The 21,295-nt window shown below is 72.1% G+C and carries 22 protein-coding genes; 10 read left to right on the top strand and 12 right to left on the bottom strand.

What is annotated here, in order from left to right:
- Positions 1 to 50 precede the first annotated feature (50 nt).
- The 4 genes from ACFCZ1_RS11705 to ACFCZ1_RS11690 are packed head-to-tail and all read right to left on the bottom strand — an operon-like array spanning position 51 to position 5,282.
- On the bottom strand, positions 51 to 1,457 hold the full coding sequence (locus tag ACFCZ1_RS11705; RefSeq protein WP_376678200.1) for an O-antigen ligase family protein: 1,407 nt from the start codon (positions 1,455 to 1,457) through the stop codon (positions 51 to 53).
- On the bottom strand, positions 1,457 to 2,974 hold the full coding sequence (locus ACFCZ1_RS11700) for an exopolysaccharide biosynthesis polyprenyl glycosylphosphotransferase (RefSeq protein ID WP_376678199.1): 1,518 nt from the start codon (positions 2,972 to 2,974) through the stop codon (positions 1,457 to 1,459). The genes ACFCZ1_RS11705 and ACFCZ1_RS11700 overlap by 1 nt, the downstream gene beginning before the upstream one ends.
- Positions 2,971 to 4,158: a glycosyltransferase family 4 protein gene (locus ACFCZ1_RS11695; RefSeq protein ID WP_376678198.1), complete on the bottom strand. Its 1,188-nt coding sequence runs from the start codon at positions 4,156 to 4,158 to the stop codon at positions 2,971 to 2,973. Before ACFCZ1_RS11695 ends, ACFCZ1_RS11700 begins: the two co-directional genes overlap by 4 nt.
- 20 nt (positions 4,159 to 4,178) lie before the next feature.
- Positions 4,179 to 5,282: a DUF3344 domain-containing protein gene (locus tag ACFCZ1_RS11690; protein ID WP_376678197.1), complete on the bottom strand. Its 1,104-nt coding sequence runs from the start codon at positions 5,280 to 5,282 to the stop codon at positions 4,179 to 4,181.
- A 39-nt stretch (positions 5,283 to 5,321) separates the two neighbouring features.
- On the opposite strand from ACFCZ1_RS11690, the gene ACFCZ1_RS11685 reads away from it, so the two are divergent.
- From ACFCZ1_RS11685 to ACFCZ1_RS11665, 5 genes are all read left to right on the top strand, one after another.
- Positions 5,322 to 5,642: a chaplin family protein gene (locus ACFCZ1_RS11685; RefSeq protein ID WP_376678196.1), complete on the top strand. Its 321-nt coding sequence runs from the start codon at positions 5,322 to 5,324 to the stop codon at positions 5,640 to 5,642.
- 118 nt (positions 5,643 to 5,760) lie between these two features.
- On the top strand, positions 5,761 to 6,171 hold the full coding sequence (locus ACFCZ1_RS11680; protein WP_376678195.1) for a rodlin: 411 nt from the start codon (positions 5,761 to 5,763) through the stop codon (positions 6,169 to 6,171).
- 240 nt (positions 6,172 to 6,411) lie between these two features.
- Positions 6,412 to 6,645 carry a chaplin gene (locus ACFCZ1_RS11675; RefSeq protein WP_376678194.1) on the top strand — a complete coding sequence of 78 codons (234 nt, stop codon included), beginning with the start codon at positions 6,412 to 6,414 and terminating at the stop codon, positions 6,643 to 6,645.
- Between the two features lie 121 nt (positions 6,646 to 6,766).
- Positions 6,767 to 7,843 carry a chaplin gene (locus tag ACFCZ1_RS11670; protein WP_376678193.1) on the top strand — a complete coding sequence of 359 codons (1,077 nt, stop codon included), beginning with the start codon at positions 6,767 to 6,769 and terminating at the stop codon, positions 7,841 to 7,843.
- A gap of 195 nt (positions 7,844 to 8,038) precedes the next feature.
- Positions 8,039 to 8,383 carry a hypothetical protein gene (locus ACFCZ1_RS11665; RefSeq protein WP_376678192.1) on the top strand — a complete coding sequence of 115 codons (345 nt, stop codon included), beginning with the start codon at positions 8,039 to 8,041 and terminating at the stop codon, positions 8,381 to 8,383.
- 69 nt (positions 8,384 to 8,452) lie between these two features.
- Here the strand turns inward: ACFCZ1_RS11665 and ACFCZ1_RS11660 are convergent, their stop codons facing one another.
- Positions 8,453 to 8,692 (bottom strand): chaplin, encoded by a 240-nt coding sequence (locus ACFCZ1_RS11660; RefSeq protein WP_376678191.1) that lies wholly within the window; start codon positions 8,690 to 8,692, stop codon positions 8,453 to 8,455.
- Positions 8,693 to 8,836: 144 nt separating this feature from the next.
- A complete protein-coding gene (locus ACFCZ1_RS11655) occupies positions 8,837 to 9,304 on the bottom strand; it encodes a hypothetical protein (RefSeq protein WP_376678190.1) in 468 nt (155 codons plus the stop codon).
- 273 nt (positions 9,305 to 9,577) lie between these two features.
- On the opposite strand from ACFCZ1_RS11655, the gene ACFCZ1_RS11650 reads away from it, so the two are divergent.
- Positions 9,578 to 9,988, top strand: coding sequence for a rodlin (locus ACFCZ1_RS11650; RefSeq protein WP_376678189.1), 411 nt, complete (start codon positions 9,578 to 9,580; stop codon positions 9,986 to 9,988).
- 92 nt (positions 9,989 to 10,080) lie between these two features.
- Here the strand turns inward: ACFCZ1_RS11650 and ACFCZ1_RS11645 are convergent, their stop codons facing one another.
- The gene (locus ACFCZ1_RS11645; protein ID WP_376678188.1) at positions 10,081 to 10,731 is read right to left on the bottom strand and encodes a vitamin K epoxide reductase family protein; all 651 of its coding nucleotides are present in this window, start codon (positions 10,729 to 10,731) and stop codon (positions 10,081 to 10,083) included.
- Between the two features lie 192 nt (positions 10,732 to 10,923).
- On the opposite strand from ACFCZ1_RS11645, the gene ACFCZ1_RS11640 reads away from it, so the two are divergent.
- Positions 10,924 to 11,694: a DUF6227 family protein gene (locus ACFCZ1_RS11640; protein ID WP_376678187.1), complete on the top strand. Its 771-nt coding sequence runs from the start codon at positions 10,924 to 10,926 to the stop codon at positions 11,692 to 11,694.
- 105 nt (positions 11,695 to 11,799) lie between these two features.
- Here ACFCZ1_RS11640 and ACFCZ1_RS11635 read toward each other — a convergent pair whose 3' ends face one another.
- Positions 11,800 to 13,392, bottom strand: a complete 1,593-nt coding sequence (locus tag ACFCZ1_RS11635; protein ID WP_376678186.1) for an MFS transporter — start codon at positions 13,390 to 13,392, stop codon at positions 11,800 to 11,802.
- Between the two features lie 63 nt (positions 13,393 to 13,455).
- Between ACFCZ1_RS11635 and ACFCZ1_RS11630 the strand changes: the two genes are divergently transcribed.
- Complete coding sequence (locus ACFCZ1_RS11630) at positions 13,456 to 14,433, top strand: helix-turn-helix transcriptional regulator (protein WP_376678185.1); 978 nt, start codon at positions 13,456 to 13,458, stop codon at positions 14,431 to 14,433.
- A gap of 96 nt (positions 14,434 to 14,529) precedes the next feature.
- Here the strand turns inward: ACFCZ1_RS11630 and ACFCZ1_RS11625 are convergent, their stop codons facing one another.
- From ACFCZ1_RS11625 to ACFCZ1_RS11610, 4 genes are all read right to left on the bottom strand, one after another.
- Positions 14,530 to 15,507 (bottom strand): RNA polymerase sigma factor RpoD/SigA, encoded by a 978-nt coding sequence (locus ACFCZ1_RS11625; protein WP_376678184.1) that lies wholly within the window; start codon positions 15,505 to 15,507, stop codon positions 14,530 to 14,532.
- 492 nt (positions 15,508 to 15,999) lie between these two features.
- Complete coding sequence (locus tag ACFCZ1_RS11620; RefSeq protein ID WP_376678257.1) at positions 16,000 to 16,767, bottom strand: dioxygenase; 768 nt, start codon at positions 16,765 to 16,767, stop codon at positions 16,000 to 16,002.
- A 148-nt stretch (positions 16,768 to 16,915) separates the two neighbouring features.
- Positions 16,916 to 18,460, bottom strand: coding sequence for an MFS transporter (locus ACFCZ1_RS11615; protein ID WP_376678183.1), 1,545 nt, complete (start codon positions 18,458 to 18,460; stop codon positions 16,916 to 16,918).
- A gap of 62 nt (positions 18,461 to 18,522) precedes the next feature.
- Positions 18,523 to 19,311, bottom strand: a complete 789-nt coding sequence (locus tag ACFCZ1_RS11610) for a TetR/AcrR family transcriptional regulator (RefSeq protein ID WP_376678182.1) — start codon at positions 19,309 to 19,311, stop codon at positions 18,523 to 18,525.
- Between the two features lie 248 nt (positions 19,312 to 19,559).
- Here ACFCZ1_RS11610 and ACFCZ1_RS11605 point away from each other — a divergent pair, with 248 nt between their 5' ends.
- Both ACFCZ1_RS11605 and ACFCZ1_RS11600 read left to right on the top strand, forming a co-directional pair.
- Complete coding sequence (locus ACFCZ1_RS11605; protein WP_376678181.1) at positions 19,560 to 20,837, top strand: M6 family metalloprotease domain-containing protein; 1,278 nt, start codon at positions 19,560 to 19,562, stop codon at positions 20,835 to 20,837.
- A gap of 34 nt (positions 20,838 to 20,871) precedes the next feature.
- The gene (locus ACFCZ1_RS11600; RefSeq protein ID WP_376678180.1) at positions 20,872 to 21,264 is read left to right on the top strand and encodes a molybdopterin-binding protein; all 393 of its coding nucleotides are present in this window, start codon (positions 20,872 to 20,874) and stop codon (positions 21,262 to 21,264) included.
- The last annotated feature ends 31 nt before the right edge of the window (positions 21,265 to 21,295 follow it).

Below are 21,295 nucleotides of genomic sequence, written 5' to 3'. Positions count from 1 at the left end.
GCCCGCCCCGGCCGGGGGGCCGGAGGCGGGCCGCCAAGGCGTGGTGTCCGTCACCGGCGGGCCGCAACCCCGGGGGCCCTGCCCCGCGGAACCTCACCGGAGACCGGCCCGGCGGCCGAGGGTGCCCCGCGCGGTGGGCCGGCGTCCCCCGGCGAGGGCAGGGCCCACCATGCGGCGAGTCCGATGATCACTCCGGTCAGGACGGTGGACGGCCCGCCGATGTCCGCGTAGAGGAAGTCGGTCAGCTGCCACACGAACAGCCCCACGGCGATCAGCCCGCAGTCGCGCGCGCGACTGCCGGAGGCGGTCCGGCGCAGCCCCGCCACCAGCAGCGCCGCCCAGCCGCCCGCCAGCGCCACCAGCCCGGTCAGCCCCTGCTCACTGAGGATCAGGAGGTACATGTTGTGCGGGGAGAGCAGCGGCTGGCGGAGGTACGCCTGCCCCGCGCCCCCGGTGTCACTGCCGGAGGACAGCCCCAGGGAGGAGTGTCCGTCACGGTTGGCCGGGAAGCCCTTCAGCCCCACCCCCACCGCCGGCCGCTCCCGCCACATCGACTCGGCGGCGGCCCACATCGTGTAGCGGTCCGTCACCGACTGGTCGGGGGCGCTGGAGACCTGCGTGATGGAGGTCAGCCGCTCCGCGACCATCTCGGAGCCGACCCCGAGCCCGCCCACCAGGACGACCCCGGCGGCCCCCAGCGCGACCAGCACCTGCAGGGCCCGCCGGATCCCGGCCAGCACCATCACCAGCACCGCCGCGCCGAAGGTGGCGATCCACGCGCCGCGGCTGAAGGACAGCACCAGCGGCAGCACCAGCGCCAGCGCGCAGCACCCGGCGATGCGCCGGACCCGCCGCGGCAGCCCCGGCGCCAGCGCGCCGGCCGTCGCCACGACCAGCCCGTAGGCCACCACCGTGGCCATGCCCATGACGTCACCGGGGCCGAAGGTTCCCACGGCCCGGATGTCCTCGCCCTGGTACGAGGCCCCGGTGTGGGTCGCGTACTGCACGACCCCCACCGCGCCCTGCACCAGCGCCAGCACCACGAAGCACCCGGCGGCGATCCGGAACTCCCCGGCGTCGCGCACCAGCAGCACCACGGCCGCCGGGACCAGCACGAACACCTGGAGGTAGCGGACGAAGCCGGGCAGGGCCGCGTACGGATCGCCCGCGGTCACCGTCGCGACCGCGAGCCCGACGGCGGGCGTCCCGAGCACGAGCACGCCCAGCGGGGTCAGCGCCCGCACCCGGCCGCGCAGCGCCTGCACCGCGCAGACGAACACCAGCAGCAGCGAGGCCGCGTCGGCCGGACCGACCTTCCCGGAGGCGGTCGCGTCCCCCGCGGGGAGCGGGGCGAGCAGGAAGAGCACGGTCGCGGCGAGCGGCAGCAGCGGCCAGTGCCGCCGCAGCAGGCCCGGCACGTCGGGCCGTACACCGTTGAGGGATACGGCAAGGCTCATCAGCTGCCCCCCAGCCGGAAGCGGAAGAAGGAGGCCGCGGTGCGGGCGAGGATCCACAGGTCCTGCCACAGCGACCAGGTGTCGATGTAGTGGTTGTCGAAACGGGCCCGGTCCTCGATGGAGGTGTCCCCGCGCAGGCCGTTGATCTGGGCCAGGCCGGTGATGCCGACGGGCATCCGGTGCCGGGCCTCGTAGCCGGGGTGGACGGTGGAGAACTTGGCGACGAAGAACGGCCGTTCGGGCCGCGGGCCGACCAGGCTCATGTCACCCCGTACGACGTTCCACAGCTGCGGCAGCTCGTCCAGCGAGGACTTGCGCAGGAAGGAGCCGACCGGGCTCATCCCGCGGTCGCCGGCCACGGTCCAGCGGGTGGCGGACTCGTGCTCGTCGGCGCGCAGCGTACGGAACTTCAGCAGGGTGAAGGGGCGCCCGTACAGGCCGACCCGCTCCTGCCGGAAGATCACCCCCGGTCCGTCCCAGACCCGTACGGCCAGCGCACAGGCGGCCATCACGGGCGCGGCGACGACCAGGGCGAGCAGGGCGAGCACGGCGTCGAGGGCGCGCTTGGCCCAGCGCTCCAGCGGCCGCGCCGGACGGGGCAGCAACGGCTGGACGGCGTACCCCCACAGCTGGTCGGCGGGGACCGCCACCCGCATGCCGGTGATCTTCGCGGTGCCGGCCGGGTCGGCGAGCCAGAGCCGGCAGCCGTGGTCGTGGAAGAGGCGGACCAGGGAAGCGGTGCGTTCGTCGGCCTCGGGCGGGCAGGTGAACACCGCGTGCCGCACGGAGTTCTGGATGACGGCGCGCCGGACGTCCTCGTGGGTGGTGAGCACCGGCAGGGGTCCGGTGTCCCCGTCGGCGGCACCGGTGTCGGCGACCCCGACGGGGCGCAGCCCGTACTCGGGCCGGCCGTGCAGGGCGGCGGCCACCGCGCCCGCCCCGGCGCCCGGTCCGACGACGAGGACGGAGGCGGGCCGGCGGATGCGGGTGCGACGGCGGAGCTGGTTGACGAACCCGCGTCCCGCGCACGCCAGTACGGCCTGGAGGCAGACGGCGGTGAGCACTGCGGCCCAGCCCAGGGCCCGGCCCGGATCCACGGCGGCCACGACCGTGGCGACCGTGCACCACAGGACGGCGGACCGCACGGCCAGTGCGGGCAGTTCGAGGAGGGCCGAGGGGGCGAGCCGCGGCCGGTACAGCCCGGCGTGCGCGTGCAGCACGCCGAGCAGTACGGCGAGCGGCGCGGCGGCCGTGGCCGGCAGGGCCGGTCCGGACAGCGCCGCCACGGTGAGTACGGCGGCCAGCGCGTCGGCGGTGAGCAGGGGGAGCAGCCCGGCCGCACTCACGTGGCGGCGGCCCCGGCCCGTGCGTACGGCGGGCCGGTCCTGGCCGGCCCTGGGTCCGCGCGGGGGGTGGATGGCGGTCGCGGAACGGCGTACGGCTGTGGCGCCGGCCCCGCCGGCGGGCCCCGTGACGCCCTGCCGGGTGTGCCGGGCGGGTGCGCTGTCCATCGTCATCGGCTGATGCGCTCCTGGTTCAAGGGCCGGGGCCTGCCCAGCAGTTCGTGGTACAGGCTGGTGACCGCGTCCGTGGTCCGCCGCACGTCGAAGTCGGTCCGTGCGTGCTGCCGGGCCTGCTCCCCGAGTTCGGCGAGGAGCCGCGGTTCCGCGAGGAGCCGTCCCAGGGCCTTGGCCAGCGCCGTCGGATCCTCCGGCGGCACCAGGCACAGGCGGCCCTGGCCGGGCGGCAGGCTCTCCCGGGCACCGCTGACGTCGGAGACCAGGACCGGGCGGCCGCAGGCCATGGCTTCGAGCGGGGCGAGCGCCATGCCTTCCCACCGCGACGGAAGTACAACGAGATCGGCGGCCCGAAGCCACGGTCGGATGTCGGCGGCGGCGCCGGCGAAGAGCACTCCGGGCGGGGCGGTGCGGCGCAGCCGTTCGGCGTCGGGGCCGTCGCCGACGAGGGCGAGGCGGGCTCCGGGAACGGTGCCGAGCAGCTCCGGCCAGGCCCGCAGCAGGACGTCCTGCCCCTTCTGGGGGCAGAGCCGGCCCACGCAGACGGCGAGGGGTCCGTCGCCCCGGAAGGCGGCGGGCAGCGGAAGTCCGGCGCGGGCCCGGTCCTTGTCCTGGCCGGGGTCCGGTCCGCCGGGGCGGAAGTGGTCCAGGTCCACCCCGTTGCGGATCACCGACCAGCGGGCGTTGATCCCTTCGGCCTCGCCGGTGCGGCGCTCGGCCTCGCTGACGCACAGCACCCGGTCGGCCCAGCGGGCCCCGTACCTCTCCCAGCGCAGCGCGAGTGCGCCGGTGGCTCCGGCGACGGCGTCGAAGGACCAGGCGTGGGGCTGGAAGACGGTGGGCAGGGACCCGCGCGCGGCGAGCCGCCCGGCGAGTCCGGCCTTGGCGCTGTGGGCGTGCAGGAGGTCGGGCCGGACGCGGCGCAGGAGCCGGCGGACGCCGAGCACTTCGGCGGGCAGCGCGGGCCCGGGGGCCCGCCCCGCCTGCCAGGTGAACACCTCGGCGCCGGCCTCCCGGGCGGCTTCGGCGAGCGTGCCGCCGGGCGGGGAGCCGACGACGGCGCGCAGGCCCGCGCGGGTCTGGGCCCGCACGAGGTCGGCGACGACCCGGGCGACACCGCCGTCTACGGGCTGGGCGAGATGGAGGACGGTCGTGGGCTGTGCTGCCCATGGCTGTGCGGGCACGGTGGAGTGGTCTCCTACGTTCAGCGGCGCGCGTCTGTCTGAACGAAGAGCACACCGAGGAAATGACCCTGGCTTTCACCCGTGAGCTTGAAACTCAGGCTGCGGGCCCCACCGGAGAGGGCGGGACTCAGGTCGAACACGTCGGCGTCATACCCGAGATTGTTCACATAATCGGGCTGTCGCACGAACCCCTGTTGTCCGAATTCCGTGATCGTGGAATTCATAACATCATTGAAAGGATTTTCCGCATCGCTGAGGGCGACGCGGCGGCCACTGTCGGCCGTCACGGTGAGTGAGTCCTCCAGGACGCCCCGGTCCCCGTCGTACGCGACCACCCCGACCTTCCCCGCCGTCCCGGGGGGCGCGTCCAGGCCGTCGAGCTCGACCAGCCCCTCGCCGGCCCGGGCCGCCAGCCCCTCGAAGCCGTCCCACAGCGAGATCCGGCGGACCGGCTCCTGCGGGTGCTCGTAGGCGACGACCAGCGTCCAGCCGCCCCAGGCGCCCGCCTCGGAGTGGCCCATGGCGATGTTGAGCTGGGCCACCGTCCACATGCCGGCGCCCCCCTTGCGCACCAGCGGGGTCACGTCGGCGGAGGCCTGGTAGGCATCGCTGCCGGCGTCCGAGCGGTGGCCCATCACCGTGTCGGCGATGACCTCCTTGTACGCGCCGCCCGGCTCGGCGACCAGCACCCGGCCGTTGTCCTCCGGCGGTTTCTGCTCGCCCACCCGGAGGTTCCCGCCCCAGTACAGGCGGGCGTACGAGACCTTCGCGCCCTGCGGGACCTTGAGCTCGGCCCGGGTCGAGTTGTAGGTGTCCGGGTCCTTGTCGACCTCGCTGTAGAACATCTCGAACTCGCCGTTGACCCCGGCCGCACCCCGCTTCACCTCGGCGCACGGCTCGGCCTGCGGGGACTCCTCCCGGCGGCAGCTGATGCCGGAGTTGGAGGCCCGTACCAGCCCGCCGTGCTGCACGGCCTGGTAACGCTGGGTGAACGGAACCCGGGGCAACTCCTTGGGAGCGGGCGCTTTGCGGAAGGGGACCGCACCCGCCTGCGGGGCGTTCACGGAAAGGACGAGGCAGGACAGCAGACCGAGCGTGCCGAGGATTCTGCGGGAGGAACCCATGACCCTGTCTCCATTTTCGATCAAGGGAACAAAACAGGAGTGAACTTTGTCAGAAATCGGGCTGGAAATCACGTCAGACTCGCTCGTACGGCCTTTTGGGCGATAGCACGCACCCTCGAAGCGGGGGGGTCGTTATGGGCTTCCCCGTTATTCGAACAGAAAGGGAAATCGGAGATACCGAAGGCGCTGACGTGCGGCGCCACCCCGGCCGTCGCGGGCGCCGCGGCCGACGCCCCCGGCGTCCTCGGCGGCAACCCGCTCCGGATCCCCGCCGCCGCCCCGGTGAACGCATGCGGCAACCCCGGCGACGTGATCGCCCTGCCGAAGCCCTCGTTCGGCAACACCCGCATGAACGTCTGAGCGTCAACCGCGCCGTCCGAAACGGCGGCATCCGGGTGAAGTCACGCAACCCGAGCGGGTCCAGGACCGTTGTTCCGGATGCTCCAGTACCGGGCAATCCTGCAAAAAAGGGACGACAATGATCAAGAAGATGATGGCCACGGCAGCGGTTGCGGCCTCGGTCGTGGGCATGGGCGCCGCCATGGCGCCGCAGGCGATGGCCATCGGGAACGACAACGGCGTCAACACCGTCAACGGCAACGGCGCTTCGCAGATCTACGGCAACCAGGCCACCTACGGCAACATGAGCCCGCAGATGGCGCTGATCCAGGGCTCCTTCAACAAGCCCTGCATCGCCCTGCCCGCCAAGGCCAACGTGCAGTCCGTGCTCGCCCTGCTCAACGTCGGCGTCCAGGACATCCCCGTCCTGTCCAGCCCGCAGAACCAGCAGTGCACCGAGAACTCGACGCAGGCCAAGGGCGACGAGGCCCTCTCCCACATCTTGGACAACATCCCGATCCTCTCCGGCAACGTCTCCGCCGGCAGCTGACCGGGGAACGCCCAGCGAGGCCGTCGCACCTTCGGGGTCGCGGCGGCCTCGCCGCGTGAGAATCCGCCGCCCCGGATTCGCTCCTTGAATACTGACGCGAATCCGCGGGCCGCCGTGAATTCACCCGGACCATCGGGGTGAATTCACGACAGGGCATCGAATTGCATGGTTTCTTTTATCCGGACCGCTCGTTGTTATTTCTGCAGTGGACACGCCTCTGCGGGAAAGGATCGAAATCAAATGATGTACAAGAAGGCAGTGGTGCTGGCCGCCGGCGCGCTGATGGCCGCCGGTGCCGCCTCCCCCGCCATGGCCGACAGCACCGCCGCGGGCAGCGCCGTGGGCTCCCCCGGTGTCCTGTCCGGCAACAACGTCCAGGTGCCGATCAACATCCCGGTCAACATCTGCGGCAACACCGTGAACGTCGTCGCGCTGCTGAACCCCGCGTTCGGCAACGTCTGCCTCAACCACTGACGCAGCGCTTGCGCCCGCGAGGGCAAGCCTCCTCGGGGTGGCCCCGGAGTGCACGGCGGTGCACTCCGGGGCCGCCTCCGATTCAGCACCGGCAGCAGCGCCGGTAGACAGGGAAGGACCCATGCGACAGGTACTGAGCCGACAGGTACTGGGCAAGGGGATGCTCACGGCGGCGGCCGCGTCGAGTCTGCTGTCGATCGCGACCGGCGCGGCCTACGCGCATTCCGGGGCGACGGCCGAGGCCTCGCACTCACCGGGCGTGCTGGCGGGCAACAGCGTCTCGGTACCGATCACCTTCGCGCCCAACGTGTGTGGCAACAGCGTGGACGGGGGTGCCGCCCTCAACCCCGCGATGGGCAACACCTGCGTCACCACGACCGGCTCGCACACCGACGACGGCCACGACTACGGGCGCCACCTCAGCCCGGAGCACGCCGAGGTCTTCGACCGCTACCTCCACGAGCGGGAGGGACGGCACAGGCTGCCGGAGCAGCGCCGGGAGACGCCGCGGTACGACACCCCGGCGCCGCGGCACGCGGCTCCCCGCCACGAGGAGCCGCGCGGCGACGGCCGCTACGGCGCTCCGGAGGAAGAGCGGCACGGGGAAGGGTGCGACGACCACCCCGAGTCCGCGCCGCCCCCCGCCCCGCCGGCGCACCACGCGCCCCCCGCGGCCCCCGCGCCCCCGGAGCCCGACCGGCCGCACCCGATGCCGGAACCGGTGGAGGAGGCCCCTCAGCCGCTCCCCGCGCCGGCGCCCGTCGAGGACGCCCCCCACCCGCTCCCCGCGCCGGCGCCCTGGCCCGAGCCCGCCCCGGAGGCACCGGCACCGCTTCCGGCCCCGGCCGAGGAAGCACCCGTAACGCTCCCGGCTCCGGCTCCGGAGGCCCACGCCCCCGTCGTGGAAGAGGCGCCCGCGCCCCGGCCGCCGCACGGAAGCCAGCCCGTGGGGCGCCCGGCGGACCAGCCGCCGGCCGCCCCGGCCGGTGACCTGCCCGTCCACCTGCCCCCGGCGGTTCCCGCGCCCGCTCCGGTGCCCGCGTCCGCGCCCGCACCGGCCCCGGCCCCGGCACCGGCCCACGTCAGCGCACCCGTGCTGGCCGAGACCGGCGCGGGTCAGCCCGCGGCCGCGGCGGCCCTCGCCACGGCGCTGATCCTGGGCGGCGCCATTCTGTACCGGCGGTCGCGAATCGCCTGACCCGGTGTTACCGGTAATCAGAAGAAACATCGGCCGGAGAATGCCTTTTCGGGTTCTCCGGCCGCTGTCATGCCCTCGTTCCCAACCGGGTGCCCGACGGCGTTTCCGCAGCGGCCGGGAATCGTTACCCAGGGCGAAAGCGGCGCGACGGTCGCCGCTGATGCCTCTGCCCACGAAAAGAAGAGGATTTCGATAATGAAGCTCACGAAGGTCGCCGCTGTCGTCGTCGGCTCCGTCGCCGCCCTCGGCTCCTCCGCCACCGCTTTCGCGGCCGAGGCCCCGGCCGCGATGCCCATGAGCCTGACGAGCGGGGTGACCGCGGTGACCGAAGCCGTGAACCCCGTCTCCGAGTCGCTGCCGCAGACCCTGGGCAACGGACTCGCGGAGCAGGGCGACAACGTCAACAAGGTCGTGGGCACCGTCCAGAGGGTCAACGAGGTCCGCAACAACGCGCCCGGCGAGGTACTCGGCCTCGCGAACGGCGCCACCCAGGCGTCCCCGCTCCTCGGCGGCGTGAAGCTCAACGGCGGCGCCCACTGAGCGACGCGGACACGACTGTGGGCGCCACCGGCGAGGCCGGGGCGCCCACGGTCGGTCGTACAGCCGACGTCAGTCGTTGACGCAGACGTTGCCGAACGCCGGGTTCAGCGCGCCGATGACGCTCACGGAGTTACCGCAGACGTTGACCGGAACGTGGACCGGGACCTGGAGCAGGTTGCCCGAGAGGACACCGGGGGAACCCACGGCCGCGCCCTCGGCCGACGAGTCGGCCATAGCGGAGCCGGCGGCACCGGCCGCAGCGAGACCAGCGGTGGCCAGGACCAGGGCGGCCTTCTTGGCAGAGTTCATGGGAAGTGCACCTTCTGTTCGATGTTCTGCCCCGATGCCGGGGCTCACACCGAGCGAAACGGTCCATCAACCCGGATGACACGGCTGTGTCCGCGATCAGACCTGTTCGGCTCAATAGTCGTAACCGCAGCGCCGTCAGGACCGTTACGGAAGGTTGCCCAGCGGGTCCGGGATCTCCGGGATCTCCGGGATCTCCGGGATCTCGACGCCGGGGAGCTCCGGCACGATCTCGACCGGCGCCCCCGGATCCGGCAGCGTGGGCGGTTCGAGACCCGGGATCCCGGGGATCTCCACGCCCGGGATCTTCGGGAGCTCGACGCCCGGGATCTCCGGCAGCTTGATCTCCGGGATTTTGATCTCCGGGAACTTGATCTCCGGGATCTTGATGTCCGGCAGGCTGACGCCGGGCGGCAGGAGGCCCCTGATGGCGTCGAGGATGCCCTTCACCAGGTCGTCGACGGGACCGGCCGCCGCCGCCCGGGTGTGAGCGGCCTGGTGGTCGCTCTCCACGGCGCCCGCGGGAGCCGCCGCACCGGAGAGTATGGCGACCGCGAGGGCCGACGGGACAAGAAGGCGGGCGCGGCGGGCGCGGGACGGCTTCGTGGAGCGCATGGATGTTCCTTACTCGTGGTCGCGGGGATGCCGGACCCTGAGCGGTCCGCTTCCTCACCCACCGTGCGAACACCCGACACGGAGCGCAACCGGAGATCCGGTGGCTGCTCGCTTCGTACGGGCTTCGCGCAGGCGTCCGGGGGCCGCTCACCCGGGACGGGGAAAACCTCGCCGCCCGCAGGCCGTTTGAGTGAAGCAGCGGAACCAACCCGCTGGCAGGGCAGTTGACCAGGGCGCTCCATCAGCGGGCACTCGTGCGACAGAAGGAACAAGATGTTCAAGAAGTTCATGACCGCCGCCGCGGTCACCGCCGTTGCGGTCGGCGCGGGCGCTGCCGCCGCGGCCCCGGCCATGGCCATCGGCAACGACAACGGGGTCAACACCGTCAACGGCAACGGTTCCCAGCAGATCTACGGCAACCAGAAGACCCACGGCGACATGAGCCCGCAGCTCAGCCTGGTCCAGGGCACCCTGAACAAGCCCTGCATCGGTCTGCCGGCCAAGGTCAACGCCCAGTCGCTCATCGCCGCGCTCAACATCGGCGTCCAGGACATCAACGTCCTGTCGAACCCGCAGAACCAGCAGTGCACCGAGAACTCCACCCAGGCCAAGGGTGACGAGCCGCTCTCGCACATCCTGAGCAACATCCCGGTCCTCTCGGGCAACGCCTCCGTCGGCAGCTGATCTCCGGGCCCCGTGCCCGAGGAGCGACGCGTGACGCGTAGAGGGCCCCGGCGGCGTCCAGCTGCCGGGGCCCTCGTGCGTGCGCTCCGCCGTCAGCCGGTCCAGAAGTCCCACCACCGGGTGAGGATGAGCATGCCGATCACTCCGGTGTGCAGGGCGGGCGGCGCCCAGCCGAACTCGGTGAAGAAGCCCCGCAGCGGGCCGGGGGCGGGGAACACGCCCGTACGGGCGTTGTGCGCGGTGACCGCCCAGAACATCAGCAGCGTGGCCACCCAGGCCAGGCAGCACCACAGGCAGAGTGCGTTGATCTCGTAGAGCGACTGGACCATCAGCCAGGAGCAGAAGCCGACGCCGAAGAGCATCCCAGCGTTCAGACCCAGCCAGAACCAGCCACGGTAGCGGGCGCCGGCCAGCAGGCCCGCGCCGGCGCACACCACGACGGCGTAACCCAGCAGTCCCAGCATGGGGTTGGGGAAGCCGAAGGCCTGCGCCTGCTCGCTCTGCATCACGCTGCCGCAGGAGACCACCGGGTTGAGACTGCAGGCGGGCTTGAAGTCCGGGTCCTCCAGCAGGAGGAACTTGTCGAGGGTGATCACCCAGGAGGCCAGCAGCCCGGCCGCTCCGGTCAGTGCCAGCAGCCAGGCCGTACCCCGTCCTGTGGCGGGTGGGGCCGGCCGTTCGCTCTCGCGCCGGGCGCGGGACTGCCCCTGCTGGCGGGGAACGTCCACTGTATTCGTTGCCATGTGGCCCATAGTCCCGCGCTCCGCCACAGAGCGGGCCTAACCATGCTCATCCATACGCAAGTTGACCTGAAGGGGTGGCGGGAACCCCTGATGGTTCCCGGACGTTTTACCGAACCCCGGACGTGATGTCAGAGCCAGGGGCTACGTTGAGCTTCCGCGAAGTGACAAGCTGCGACGGCCTGGAGACCCACCGTGAGCGATCCGTACGAGACAACCGAGGCGCACCTCGACCGGCTCCTCGGCCGCGCCCTGAACTCCTTCGACCTGCCCGACAGGTTGGTAGAGCGCCTCGGCACGGCGCTCGCGCACAGCTCTTCGCTGTACAGCACCCACCACAGCCCGGCGACGGGCGTCTGGCGGGAGACCCACCGGCACACCTACCTGCTGACCGACGGCGGTTCGGTGGCGCTGTGGGAGCTGGCGTACCGGCAGGAGGGCGACCGGACGGTCCGGCACGAGATCTTCGTGAGCAAGGCGGAGACCTGCCTGGCCGTGGCCCGGCTGTTCGGTGAGGTCCCCGCCCAGGCCACCCTGGACCCGGCGTTACTCCCGGGCGACGAGGAGCCCTACGACGACGTGGCCGCGCTGACCGCGCTGTTCGCGGCCGGTGCGTCGGCGCACCGGCACCGGGAGTACGCGGTGGAGCAGTCCGCCGACCACGCCCGGCGGGTGCTGCGCCGCGCGGAGAACACGGACCGGCCCGGCAAGCCGGTGGCGGAGCGCCTGCGGTCGGCGTACGCCCACCAGATCACGCAGTCGTTCGGCGGCGGCCCGTGCCTGCCGGGCGCGCGGGACGTGGTCTTCAGCCTGTACGAGCACGCCTTCGTCCTGCTGGACGGCAGCGAGGTGAGCCTGTGGGAGGTCGAGCACACGGCGACGCCGGACGGGCGGCACATGTGCGAGGTGTACGAGAGCGAGGCCGCAGCGCGTGGAGCCATGGAGCTTCGCGCGCGGGTACGGTGACGCGGACCGCCGCCTGGCGCCGCCTCCCGCAGCCGGTGACCCATGAACGGAACGGACGTGCCCACCCCTGAGGGCGGGCACGTCCGTGGCGGGAGTCGGCCTGCGTCAGACGGCCGGGACCTTGTCCGGGGCCGGGGCCCCTTCCGGGGCCTGGTGCTCGGAACCGCCCTCGCGCTGCTCCATCGGGAGCGAGGTGCGCGGCAGCATGAACATCACCGCCCAGATCACGACGAGGATGGCGACGACCCACCACAGCGCGTTGCGGAACGCATCGACGTAGGGGGCGCCGAAGACCGTCTCGTTCTCGATCACGCCGAAGTACACGACGGAGGTGAGGGCGAGGCCGAGGGCATTGCCCATCTGCATGGTCGAGTTGATCAGCCCGGAGGCGGAGCCGGCGTGCTCGCGCGGCACCTCGGACAGCACGGCGTCGGTGAGCGGGGCCACGATCAGGCCCATGCCGAGGCCCATGACGATCAGCGGCGCGGCCATCTGCCAGGAGGCGATCTCCATGCCGTAGTGCGCGGACTCCCAGATGTAGAGGAGCAGGCCCGCGGCCATGGTGAGTGCGCCCGCCTGGAGCACCTTGCGGCCGAAGCGCGGCACGAGCTTCTGGACGGACATGCCGGCGGCGACCGAGACCGCGATGGAGAAGGGGATGCCGGTGGTGCCGGCGCGCAGCGCGCTCCAGCCGAGGCCCATCTGCATCATGAGCGTCCACACCAGGAAGAAGATGCCGGTCGCGAGGCCGAAGGTGAGCTGGACGGCGATACCGCCGGCGAAGCTCCTGACCTTGAAGAGGGAGAGTTCGACGAGTGGGGAACCGTCCTTCCTGATCTTGTGCTTCTCGTAGGCGATGAAGGCGACGATCACGAGGGGCACCGCGCCCATGCAGACGAAGCCCCACAGCGGCCAGTCGTTCTCCCGGCCCTGGGTGAGCGGGTAGATCAGCATGACCATGGCGGCGGTCGCCAGGACGACACCGACCAGGTCCAGGCGCAGCGCGTTCGGGGCCTTGGACTCGGTGATGAACTTGCGGCCCAGGATCACGCCGGCGATGCCGACGGGCAGGTTGATCAGGAAGATCGGGCGCCATTCGAGACCGAACAGGTTCCATTGGGTGAGCAGCGCGCCGAGCATCGGACCCGAGACGGCGCCGAGGCCCACGATCGCACCGAACATGCCGAAGACCTTGCCGCGCTCGTGCGGCGGGAAGGTGACGTGGATGATCGACAGCACCTGCGGCACCATCAAGGCGGCCATTGCGCCCTGGAGGATGCGCGAGGCGACGAGGATGCCCGGGTCGGCGGCGATGCCGCAGAGCAGCGAGGCGGTGGTGAAGCCCGCGATGCCGATGAGGAAGAGCCGCTTGCGGCCGTAGATGTCACCGAGGCGGCCACCGGTGATCAGGCCGGCGGCGAAGGCGAGCGCGTACCCGGCGGTGATCCACTGGATCGCGCTGGTGGAGGCGTTCAGGTCCTGGCGCATGCTGGGTATGGCTATGTTGACGATGGTGACGTCGACCAGGTCCATGAAGGCCGCGGTCATCACGATGGCGAGCGCCAGCCAGCGGCGGCGGTCGGCGGTCGAGCCGTCGGTGGGTGAGCCGTTCGTGGATGCGGGGGCTGTCTCGGTCCGCTCTTCTCGTACGGGCCCGTTCTCTCTTCCGGGCGATGTCTTGGACGTCTCGGTGCTCATGGAGAGAAACCTAGACGGGATGTAGGTCAGTCGGTGTCCTATTTCGCTGGCAACCTGGATGCCATGACCGACACCCCGGCACGGCTGCTCTCCCTGCTGTCCCTCCTCCAGACCCCGCGCGAATGGCCGGGGAGCGAGCTGGCGCAGCGGCTGCGGGTGAGCTCGCGGACGATCCGCCGCGACATCGAGCGGCTGCGGGACCTCGGCTACCCGGTGGAGGCCACGCTCGGGGCGGAGGGCGGTTACCGGCTGGTGGCGGGAGCGGCCATGCCGCCACTGCTCCTCGACGACGAGGAGGCGGTGGCGATCGCGGTGGGGCTGCGGGCGGGCGCCGGGCATGCGATCGAGGGGGTCGAGGAGGCCTCCGTCCGGGCTCTGGCCAAGCTTGAGCAGGTGCTTCCGTCACGGCTGCGGCGCCGGGTGAGCGTGCTGCAGTCGGCCACGACCGCGCTGACCCGGGGGGACGGGCCGAGCGTGGACCCGGGGACGCTGACGACGATGGCGTCGGCGGTGGCGGGGCCGGAGCGGCTGCGGTTCGCGTACCGGGCGGGGGACGGGGCCCGGTCGCGGCGGCTGGTGGAGCCGTACCGGCTGGTGAGCACGGGGAGCCGCTGGTACCTGGTCGCCTATGACCTGGAGCGCGAGGACTGGCGGACCTTCCGGGTGGACCGGGTGGGCGAGGCGTTCGCGACGGGGGCCCGGTTCGTGGCGCGGCAGCTGCCGATGGATGCGGAGGAGTTCGTGCGCCGGGGGCTGCGGGGCGGGGACACGACGTACGCGGTCGAGGTCACCTTCGCGGCGGACGCGGCGGCCCTGCCGGGCTGGTTGCGGGAGTCGGCGGCCGGGGGTGCGGACGGGGAGGGCGACGGGGACGGCGACGGCGGCGGCCGGACGCGGATCCGGTTCGAGACCGCGGACGCCCCGGAGTGGCTGGTGGCGCGGCTGGCGCTGACGGGAGTGCCGTTCACGGTGCAGGCTCCGGCCGCGCTGGCCGCGGCGGCGCGGGCGCTGGGAGCGCGGCTGGCGGGCGCCGGGGCGTAGCGGGCCGGGGCGGGGCCCCGATTCCGGGGAGGGACACGGGGCAGGGGGGAGCCCCGGCACCTGGGGGGGATAGGTACCGGGGCTCGTCGGGGGGGGTCAGGCCACGGCGTCGAAGCCGGTGTCGCGCGCCATGCGCTTCAGTTCCAGCAGGGCGTGCTTCTCGATCTGGCGGATCCGCTCACGGGTCAGGCCGTGCTGCTTGCCGACCTCCGTCAGGGTCCGCTCGCGGCCGTCGACGATGCCGTACCGCATCCTGATGATCGAAGCGGTGCGCTGGTCGAGCTTGCCGAGCAGGTCCTCCAGCTCCTCGCTGCGCAGCAGCGAGAGCACGGACTGCTCGGGGGAGATCGCGGAGGTGTCCTCCAGGAGGTCACCGAACTGCGTCTCGCCCTGGTCGTCGACCGACATGTTCAGGCTGACCGGGTCGCGCGCCCAGTCCAGTACGTCGCCCACGCGCTTCTCCGTCGAGTCGAGCTCGGCGGCGATCTCGGCGTGCTCCGGGTCCCGGCCGTTCTCACGGTTGAACTCGCGCTGGATGCGGCGGATCCGGCCGAGCTCCTCGACCAGGTGGACGGGGAGGCGGATGGTGCGGGACTGGTCCGCGATGGAGCGGGTGATGGCCTGGCGGATCCACCACGTCGCATACGTGGAGAACTTGAATCCCTTGGCGTAGTCGAACTTCTCGACCGCGCGGACCAGACCGGCGTTGCCCTCCTGGATGAGGTCGAGGAGGGGCAGACCACTGCGCGGGTAGCGGCGGGCGACGGCCACGACGAGGCGCAGGTTGGAACGGATGAAGACTTCCTTGGCGCGCTCGCCTTCGGCGGCGAGCGCCTCCAGCTCCTCGCGCGCGGGCGTCTCGCCCTCGCGCTCTATGACGCCGTCGAGGATCTGCTGGGCGTACACGCCCGCCTCGATGATCTGGGACAGCTCCACTTCCCTGGCGGCGTCGAGCAGCGGGGTGCGTGCGATCTCGTCCAGGTACATGCCGACCAGGTCGCGGTCTGCGATCTCCCCGCCCGCAGCGCGAGCGCTGCTCGTGGACTGACGACGGGCGACGGCGCGGGTTGCCATGCGTGCTCCCTTGCGATGAGTTCGGTCGCGGTGCGGCTGCCGGACGGCACCGGTGGTGCGGTGTGCGTCCCCGGACACTCTCCCGAGTGCCCGCATCCGAAGGAAACAACGACTGGAAACGGGACAGAATTCCCACGTTGCCCTCTCGTTTTCGAGATCTTGCAGTATCCTGCCCCGCCGCGAGAGGGGGCAGTGCCCCTGCAAGGACACGAAGAGGTGCAGGTCAGGCCCGGAACGGAGGCTGACCTGACAGTTCCCGCAGAGGTGCGGGACCACCACGTCCGCGAGACCGCCGTCACCTTCGGCACGGCCGTCTTCGCTCCGCAACAGCGCCGCCCGTGGCCGCACTCCCACCCTGAAGACGGCCGCCACCGCCTTCTGGTTGCCTGGACCGGCCATCGAATCGCTGGATAGGCGACAAGCCTCCTTTTCCGTATGAAACCGGCCTGCACCATGTCGCGGGGGCCGGTCACGGGGGCGCTGCGGGACGTCCTAGCCGAACTGGAGGGAACGCTTCGAGAGGCCCATCCAGAAGCCGTCCACCGCGTCGCGGCGGGCGGTGAGGTCGCCCGCCGCGTCGGCCGCGCCGAGGGTGACGAAGAGCGGGGCGAAGTGTTCCGTACGGGGGTGGGCCAGGCGGCCCGCCGGGGCCTTGGCCTCGAAGTCGAGCAGGGAGTCCAGGTCGCCCGCGGCCAGGGCCTCGTGGCCCCAGGCGTCGAATTCGGCGGACCAGGACGGCACGCCCGGACCCGTGTGCCGCAGCGCGGCCAGGTTGTGGGTGAAGAAGCCGCTGCCGACGATCAGGACGCCCTCGTCGCGCAGGGGTGCCAGCTTGCGGCCGATGTCCATCAGGCGGCGCGGGTCCAGCGTCGGCATGGAGATCTGCAGGACCGGCATGTCGGCCTCCGGGAACATCTCCACCAGCGGGACGTACGCGCCGTGGTCCAGGCCGCGGTCCGGGATGTCCTGGACCGGAGTGCCGGGAGCCTGCAGCAGCTTCCGCACCGAGGCGGCGAGCCGCGGGGCCCCCGGGGCGTCGTACCGGACCCGGTAGTAGTGCTCGGGGAAGCCCCAGAAGTCGTAGACGAGCGGGGCCGGCGTGGTGGCGCCGAGGGCGAGCGGGGCCTCCTCCCAGTGGGCCGAGACCATCAGGACCGCCGTGGGGCGGGGCAGTTCCGCGGACCAGGCGGCCAGTTCCCCCGGCCATACGGGGTCGTCCGCGAGCGGCGGCGCGCCGTGGCTGAGGTAGAGCGCCGGCATGCGGGTCTGGGCGGGGGTGGTCACGGTGACGCTCCTCGGTCGTCGGTACGGGGTCACCCGAAAAGACTAACCCCGCTTGGTTCAAATTTGAACCAAGCGGGGCGGTCAGTCATTCCCGGGCGGGCGCCCCGTCAGAGGGCGGTCACCGTCAGTGGGCGATCACCGGAACCTTGAGCCCGGCGTCCTCGGCGGAGCCGGTGCCCGCGCCGGAGGCCACCGGGCCGCCCGCGCCGGGACGGCCGGTGTTGATCAGGGTCAGCGCGATGGCCGAGCTGGCGGCCAGGATGCCGACCGCCCACCAGATGGCGGAGGAGTAGCCCTCGACCATGGCCTGCGCCTGGACGAGCCCGCCCGCGGCCCCGCCCGCCGCGGCCTCGGCCGCGTGGTCGGTCAGGTACGCGGTGGTCGCCGAGGCGGCGATGGTGTTCAGCAGCGCGGTGCCGATGGCGCCGCCGACCTGCTGCGAGGTGTTGACCATGGCGGAGGCGACACCGGCGTCGGCCGCGTTCACCCCGTGCGTGGCCAGGGACATGGCCGGCATGAACGCCGTACCCATGCCGAGGCCGAGCAGCAGCTGCGCCGGCAGGATCAGCGCCGGGTACGAGGACCCGACTTCGAGCTGGGTCAGCAGGAGCATGCCGGTGGCGGCGAGCAGGAAGCCCGGTCCCATCAGCAGGCGCGGCGCGACCCGGGTCATCAGGCGGGCACCGATCTGGGTGGAGCCCGTGATCATGCCCGCGATCATCGGCAGGAAGGCGAAGCCGGTCTTGACGGGCGAGAAGCCCTTCACGACCTGGAGGTAGTAGGTGAGGAAGAGGAACAGGCCGAACATGGCGATGACGGCCAGGCCGAGCGAGAGGTAGACGCCGCCGCGGTTGCGCTCCAGCAGGACGCGCAGCGGCAGCAGCGGGGACCTCACCTTGGACTCGGTGTACACGAAGGACGCCAGCAAGGCCGCCGATGCGACGAACATGCCCACGGTCGTCCCGTCCGACCAGCCGGCCGACTCGGCGCGCGTGAAGCCGTACACCAGGGCGACGAGACCGAGCGTGGACAGGACCACGCCGGGGATGTCGAGCGGCGCGCGGTTGCGGCCGCCGGCGGGCTCGCGGACGACCAGCCAGGCACCCGCGGCCGCGACGATCGCGAAGGGGATGTTGACGAAGAAGGTCCAGCGCCAGTTGAGGTATTCGGTGAGGAAGCCGCCGAGGATCAGGCCCACGGCGCCGCCGCCGCCCGCGATCGCACCGTAGATGCCGAAGGCCTTGGCGCGCTCCTTGGCGTCGGTGAACATCACCGCGAGGAGGGAGAGGGCCGCAGGGGCGAGCAGCGCGCCGAAGGCACCCTGGAGGGCCCGGGCGCCGAGCATCATGCCCTCGCCGTTCGCGGCGCCGCCGAGCGCGGAGGCCAGGGCGAAGCCGGCGAGGCCGACGACGAAGGCGTTCTTGCGGCCCCACTTGTCGGCGATGCGGCCGCCGAAGAGGAGCAGTCCGCCGAAGGCCAGCGCGTACGCGGTGATGACCCACTGGCGGTTGCCGTCGGAGATGCCGAGGTCGCTCTGGGCGGAGGGGAGGGCGATGTTCACGATGGTCGCGTCGAGGACGACCATCAGCTGGGCCAGGGCTATGAAGACGAGTGCCTTCCAGCGGCTGGGATCTGCGGCCGGCGGAGATGTCGCGGCTGTTTTTGGCATGGGGGTACCCACTTCACTGTGCGGAATGACCGAAAAGAGCTATTTCGAGAAGCTTGAGCGCGTCACATGGTTTTCTGCCTCAGGTCTTCCAGCGTCGCGGCCGAGCCCGGCAGCGGGGAGGGCGCCGGGGCGCGCAACCCGTCGAGGAACAGCTGGAGATGACGGTGGACGAAGCGGTCCGCGTCCAGGCAGGCGATGCCGGGGAGGGGCCGGCTGAGCTGGGAGAGGGCGATCATCAGGTCGCCGACGCCGATGTCCGTACGGACGAGTCCGGCGTCCTGGCCGGCCGCCAGCAGGGTGTCCACGGCAGCCTCCAAGGCGCCGCGCGCGGCGAGGAGTTCGGGGTGGTCGCGGTCGAAGCCGTCCGCGAGCATCGGGCACAGGGCACCGATCCGCTCGTCGGCGGCGGCGTGCGTGAACCGGCACAGCGCGGCGAAGGCGTCGGGCTCCTCGGCGAGGGAGGCCTCGGCCGAGGCGGTGACCTGGTCCATGACGTAGAGCACGACGTGATGGACGAGGGTCGGGCGGTCGGGGAAGTGCCGGTAGAGGGTGGCGTTGCCGATGCCGGCCCGGCGGGCGACCTCGTCGAAGGGGGCGCCGGAGCCGTGTTCGACGAGCACCTCGCGGGCCGCCGCCAGGATCCGCTCGCGGTTGCGGACCGCGTCGGCGCGCGGGCGCGGGACGCGGGTCCGGGCAGCCGTGCCGGTCGCACCGGCGGCACCGGCCGCACCGCCCGCCGGGGCGCAGGCCGGGCCGGCGGGCGCGGGCGCCGGGCCCACGGCCGCGTCCGGGGCGGACTGGGCCGCCGGGACGGACGGGGCCGCCGGGGCGGTGGTGGTGGAGCGCTTCATTCCGGGGCCTCCCCGACTCGGTGACACGCACGGACCCCGCCAACCGGGGAGCCTGTCCCCACTTAGGTGGACTCACATGCAAACGGGGATCCCGTCCCCGGTTATTTCACTCCTCCGTGTGACCTGAGCCACAACCCGCTTCACGTTCGGCCTCTCCCGACGCGCGGGCGCGCCGCAGCCGTCGGAGGGTGAGCGAACAGAGCGCAGACCGGGCAGGGCCGGCTGCCGCGGACCCGAAGGCGATCTCCATGCCGCAGACCCGCCACCGGATACGCAGACCACACCGCAGCTGCGCGTTCATCGCGCTGACCGCGCTGGCGCTCGGCGTCACGGCGACGGCGAGCACGGGGATATCCAGCCGGACCCGTTCGGCGGCGGGGCCCGTGGCCACGACCGCCGAATCGGCCCTCGCGCCGTGCCGGATCACCGGCACGATGGGCGTGCAGATGTCCGAGGGCATGCCGACCCCGCCGGGGTACTCGCGCTCGACCGGTGAGGTCAGGGCACTGAACCTGATGATCGACTTCCCCGACGCCAAAGGCGAGGGATCGGCGCTGGACCGGCTGGCGGAGTTCTTCCCCCAGACCTCCGACTGGTTCCGGACCAGCTCCTACGGGCGGCTCAGCTACCGGGCCGAAGCGCCGATAGGGACCTGGCTGCGGATGCCGATGCCCTTCGCGGCGTACGGGATCGAGCGCGGGTCCGCGTACGAACCGGGCTACCGGCAGCTCGTCGAACACATCGCCAAGGCCGCCGACCCCGAGGTGGACTTCAGCCGGTACGACCTGATCAACATCCTGGTCACCCCCAACGCCGGGCCCTCCGCCCTGGACACCGTCCTGTCGGTGACCTTCTCCGGCAACGGAGAGGCCCCGACGGCCGACGGGGTGCCCCTGGCCAACACGTCCTTCGTCTACAGCCGGCAGGACGACGGCTCCGGCACCCACCGCGAGACCGGCTACCGGGTGCTCCCGCACGAGAACGGGCACGTCTTCGGACTGCCCGACCTCTACACCTCCGACGGCGGGGGAACGGTCGGGCACTGGGACATCATGAGCGAGGACTGGGGCGCCAACAACGACCTGCTGGGCTGGCACAAGTGGAAGCTGGGCTGGCTGGACGGCACACAGATCAGCTGCGCGTCGAAGTCGGGCGTCAGCGACCACGTCCTGGCGCCGCTGGCGCTGGAGGGCGGCACGAAGCTGGCCTTCGTCCCGCTGTCGGAGAGCACCGGATACGCGGTGGAGGTGCGGACCCGGGCCGGCAACGACGAGGCCGTGTGCAAGCCCGGCGTCCTCATCTACAAGGTGGACTCGGACGTGGACACCGGACGCGGCCCGGTGACGGTGTCGGACAGCGCGAACGCGAGCGGGGGCTGCACCCGGCGGCCCAATGTGCACGCCGAACTGTCGGACGCGCCGTTCCGCCCGGGCGAGACGTTCACCGACGAGAAGGCGGGCATCAGCGTCTCGGTGGTGGGCGAACTGCGCAACGGCAGCTACCAGGTGCGGATCATCCGGCCGTAGCCGCCCGCTCCCGGCGGCGCCTTAGGGTGGGCGCATGGAGTCCTACACCATCGGACAGGCGGCGCGGCTGCTGGGCGTGAGCGTCGACACCGCTCGGCGGTGGGCGGACGCCTCGCGCTTCCCGACCCGCCGGGACGGCAAGCGCCGCATGGTCGACGGGCCCGACCTGGCGGCCTTCTGCGTGGAAGCCGCCCAGGAAGGCTCGGAGGAGGCGGACGCCCCGTACACCTCGGCCCGCAACGCCTTCCCCGGCATCGTGACCGGGATCAAGCTCGGCGATGTCGCGGCGCAGGTGGAGATCCAGGCCGGGCCGCACCGGGTGGTGTCGCTGCTGACCCGCGAGGCCGTCGAGGAACTGGGGCTGGAGGTCGGCATGCGGGCCACCGCCCGCGTGAAGTCCACCAGCGTGCACATCGACCGCGACTGAGCACATCGGCTGAGCCGCCCCGGGCGCATGC

The organism is Streptomyces sp. NPDC056224, from assembly GCF_042267665.1.
Taxonomy (GTDB): Bacteria; Actinomycetota; Actinomycetes; order Streptomycetales; family Streptomycetaceae; genus Streptomyces.
The sequence above is the reverse complement of the archived record's forward strand: the minus strand, read 5'-3'. Positions and strand labels throughout refer to the sequence as shown.

What these genes read in the sequence shown, in the direction of transcription:
- ACFCZ1_RS11705 (WP_376678200.1), bottom strand. Translation starts at nt 1,457, where the DNA reads ATGAGCCTTGCCGTATCCCTCAACGGTGTACGGCCCGACGTGCCGGGC.
- ACFCZ1_RS11630 (WP_376678185.1), top strand. Translation starts at nt 13,456, where the DNA reads ATGACCGACACCCCGGCACGGCTGCTCTCCCTGCTGTCCCTCCTCCAG.
- ACFCZ1_RS11690 (WP_376678197.1), bottom strand. Translation starts at nt 5,282, where the DNA reads ATGGGTTCCTCCCGCAGAATCCTCGGCACGCTCGGTCTGCTGTCCTGC.
- ACFCZ1_RS11660 (WP_376678191.1), bottom strand. Translation starts at nt 8,692, where the DNA reads ATGAACTCTGCCAAGAAGGCCGCCCTGGTCCTGGCCACCGCTGGTCTC.
- ACFCZ1_RS11665 (WP_376678192.1), top strand. Translation starts at nt 8,039, where the DNA reads ATGAAGCTCACGAAGGTCGCCGCTGTCGTCGTCGGCTCCGTCGCCGCC.
- ACFCZ1_RS11680 (WP_376678195.1), top strand. Translation starts at nt 5,761, where the DNA reads ATGATCAAGAAGATGATGGCCACGGCAGCGGTTGCGGCCTCGGTCGTG.
- ACFCZ1_RS11600 (WP_376678180.1), top strand. Translation starts at nt 20,872, where the DNA reads ATGGAGTCCTACACCATCGGACAGGCGGCGCGGCTGCTGGGCGTGAGC.
- ACFCZ1_RS11620 (WP_376678257.1), bottom strand. Translation starts at nt 16,767, where the DNA reads ATGCCGGCGCTCTACCTCAGCCACGGCGCGCCGCCGCTCGCGGACGAC.
- ACFCZ1_RS11655 (WP_376678190.1), bottom strand. Translation starts at nt 9,304, where the DNA reads ATGCGCTCCACGAAGCCGTCCCGCGCCCGCCGCGCCCGCCTTCTTGTC.
- ACFCZ1_RS11605 (WP_376678181.1), top strand. Translation starts at nt 19,560, where the DNA reads ATGCCGCAGACCCGCCACCGGATACGCAGACCACACCGCAGCTGCGCG.
- ACFCZ1_RS11700 (WP_376678199.1), bottom strand. Translation starts at nt 2,974, where the DNA reads ATGACGATGGACAGCGCACCCGCCCGGCACACCCGGCAGGGCGTCACG.
- ACFCZ1_RS11615 (WP_376678183.1), bottom strand. Translation starts at nt 18,460, where the DNA reads ATGCCAAAAACAGCCGCGACATCTCCGCCGGCCGCAGATCCCAGCCGC.
- ACFCZ1_RS11670 (WP_376678193.1), top strand. Translation starts at nt 6,767, where the DNA reads ATGCGACAGGTACTGAGCCGACAGGTACTGGGCAAGGGGATGCTCACG.
- ACFCZ1_RS11645 (WP_376678188.1), bottom strand. Translation starts at nt 10,731, where the DNA reads ATGGCAACGAATACAGTGGACGTTCCCCGCCAGCAGGGGCAGTCCCGC.
- ACFCZ1_RS11675 (WP_376678194.1), top strand. Translation starts at nt 6,412, where the DNA reads ATGATGTACAAGAAGGCAGTGGTGCTGGCCGCCGGCGCGCTGATGGCC.
- ACFCZ1_RS11635 (WP_376678186.1), bottom strand. Translation starts at nt 13,392, where the DNA reads ATGAGCACCGAGACGTCCAAGACATCGCCCGGAAGAGAGAACGGGCCC.
- ACFCZ1_RS11625 (WP_376678184.1), bottom strand. Translation starts at nt 15,507, where the DNA reads ATGGCAACCCGCGCCGTCGCCCGTCGTCAGTCCACGAGCAGCGCTCGC.
- ACFCZ1_RS11610 (WP_376678182.1), bottom strand. Translation starts at nt 19,311, where the DNA reads ATGAAGCGCTCCACCACCACCGCCCCGGCGGCCCCGTCCGTCCCGGCG.
- ACFCZ1_RS11650 (WP_376678189.1), top strand. Translation starts at nt 9,578, where the DNA reads ATGTTCAAGAAGTTCATGACCGCCGCCGCGGTCACCGCCGTTGCGGTC.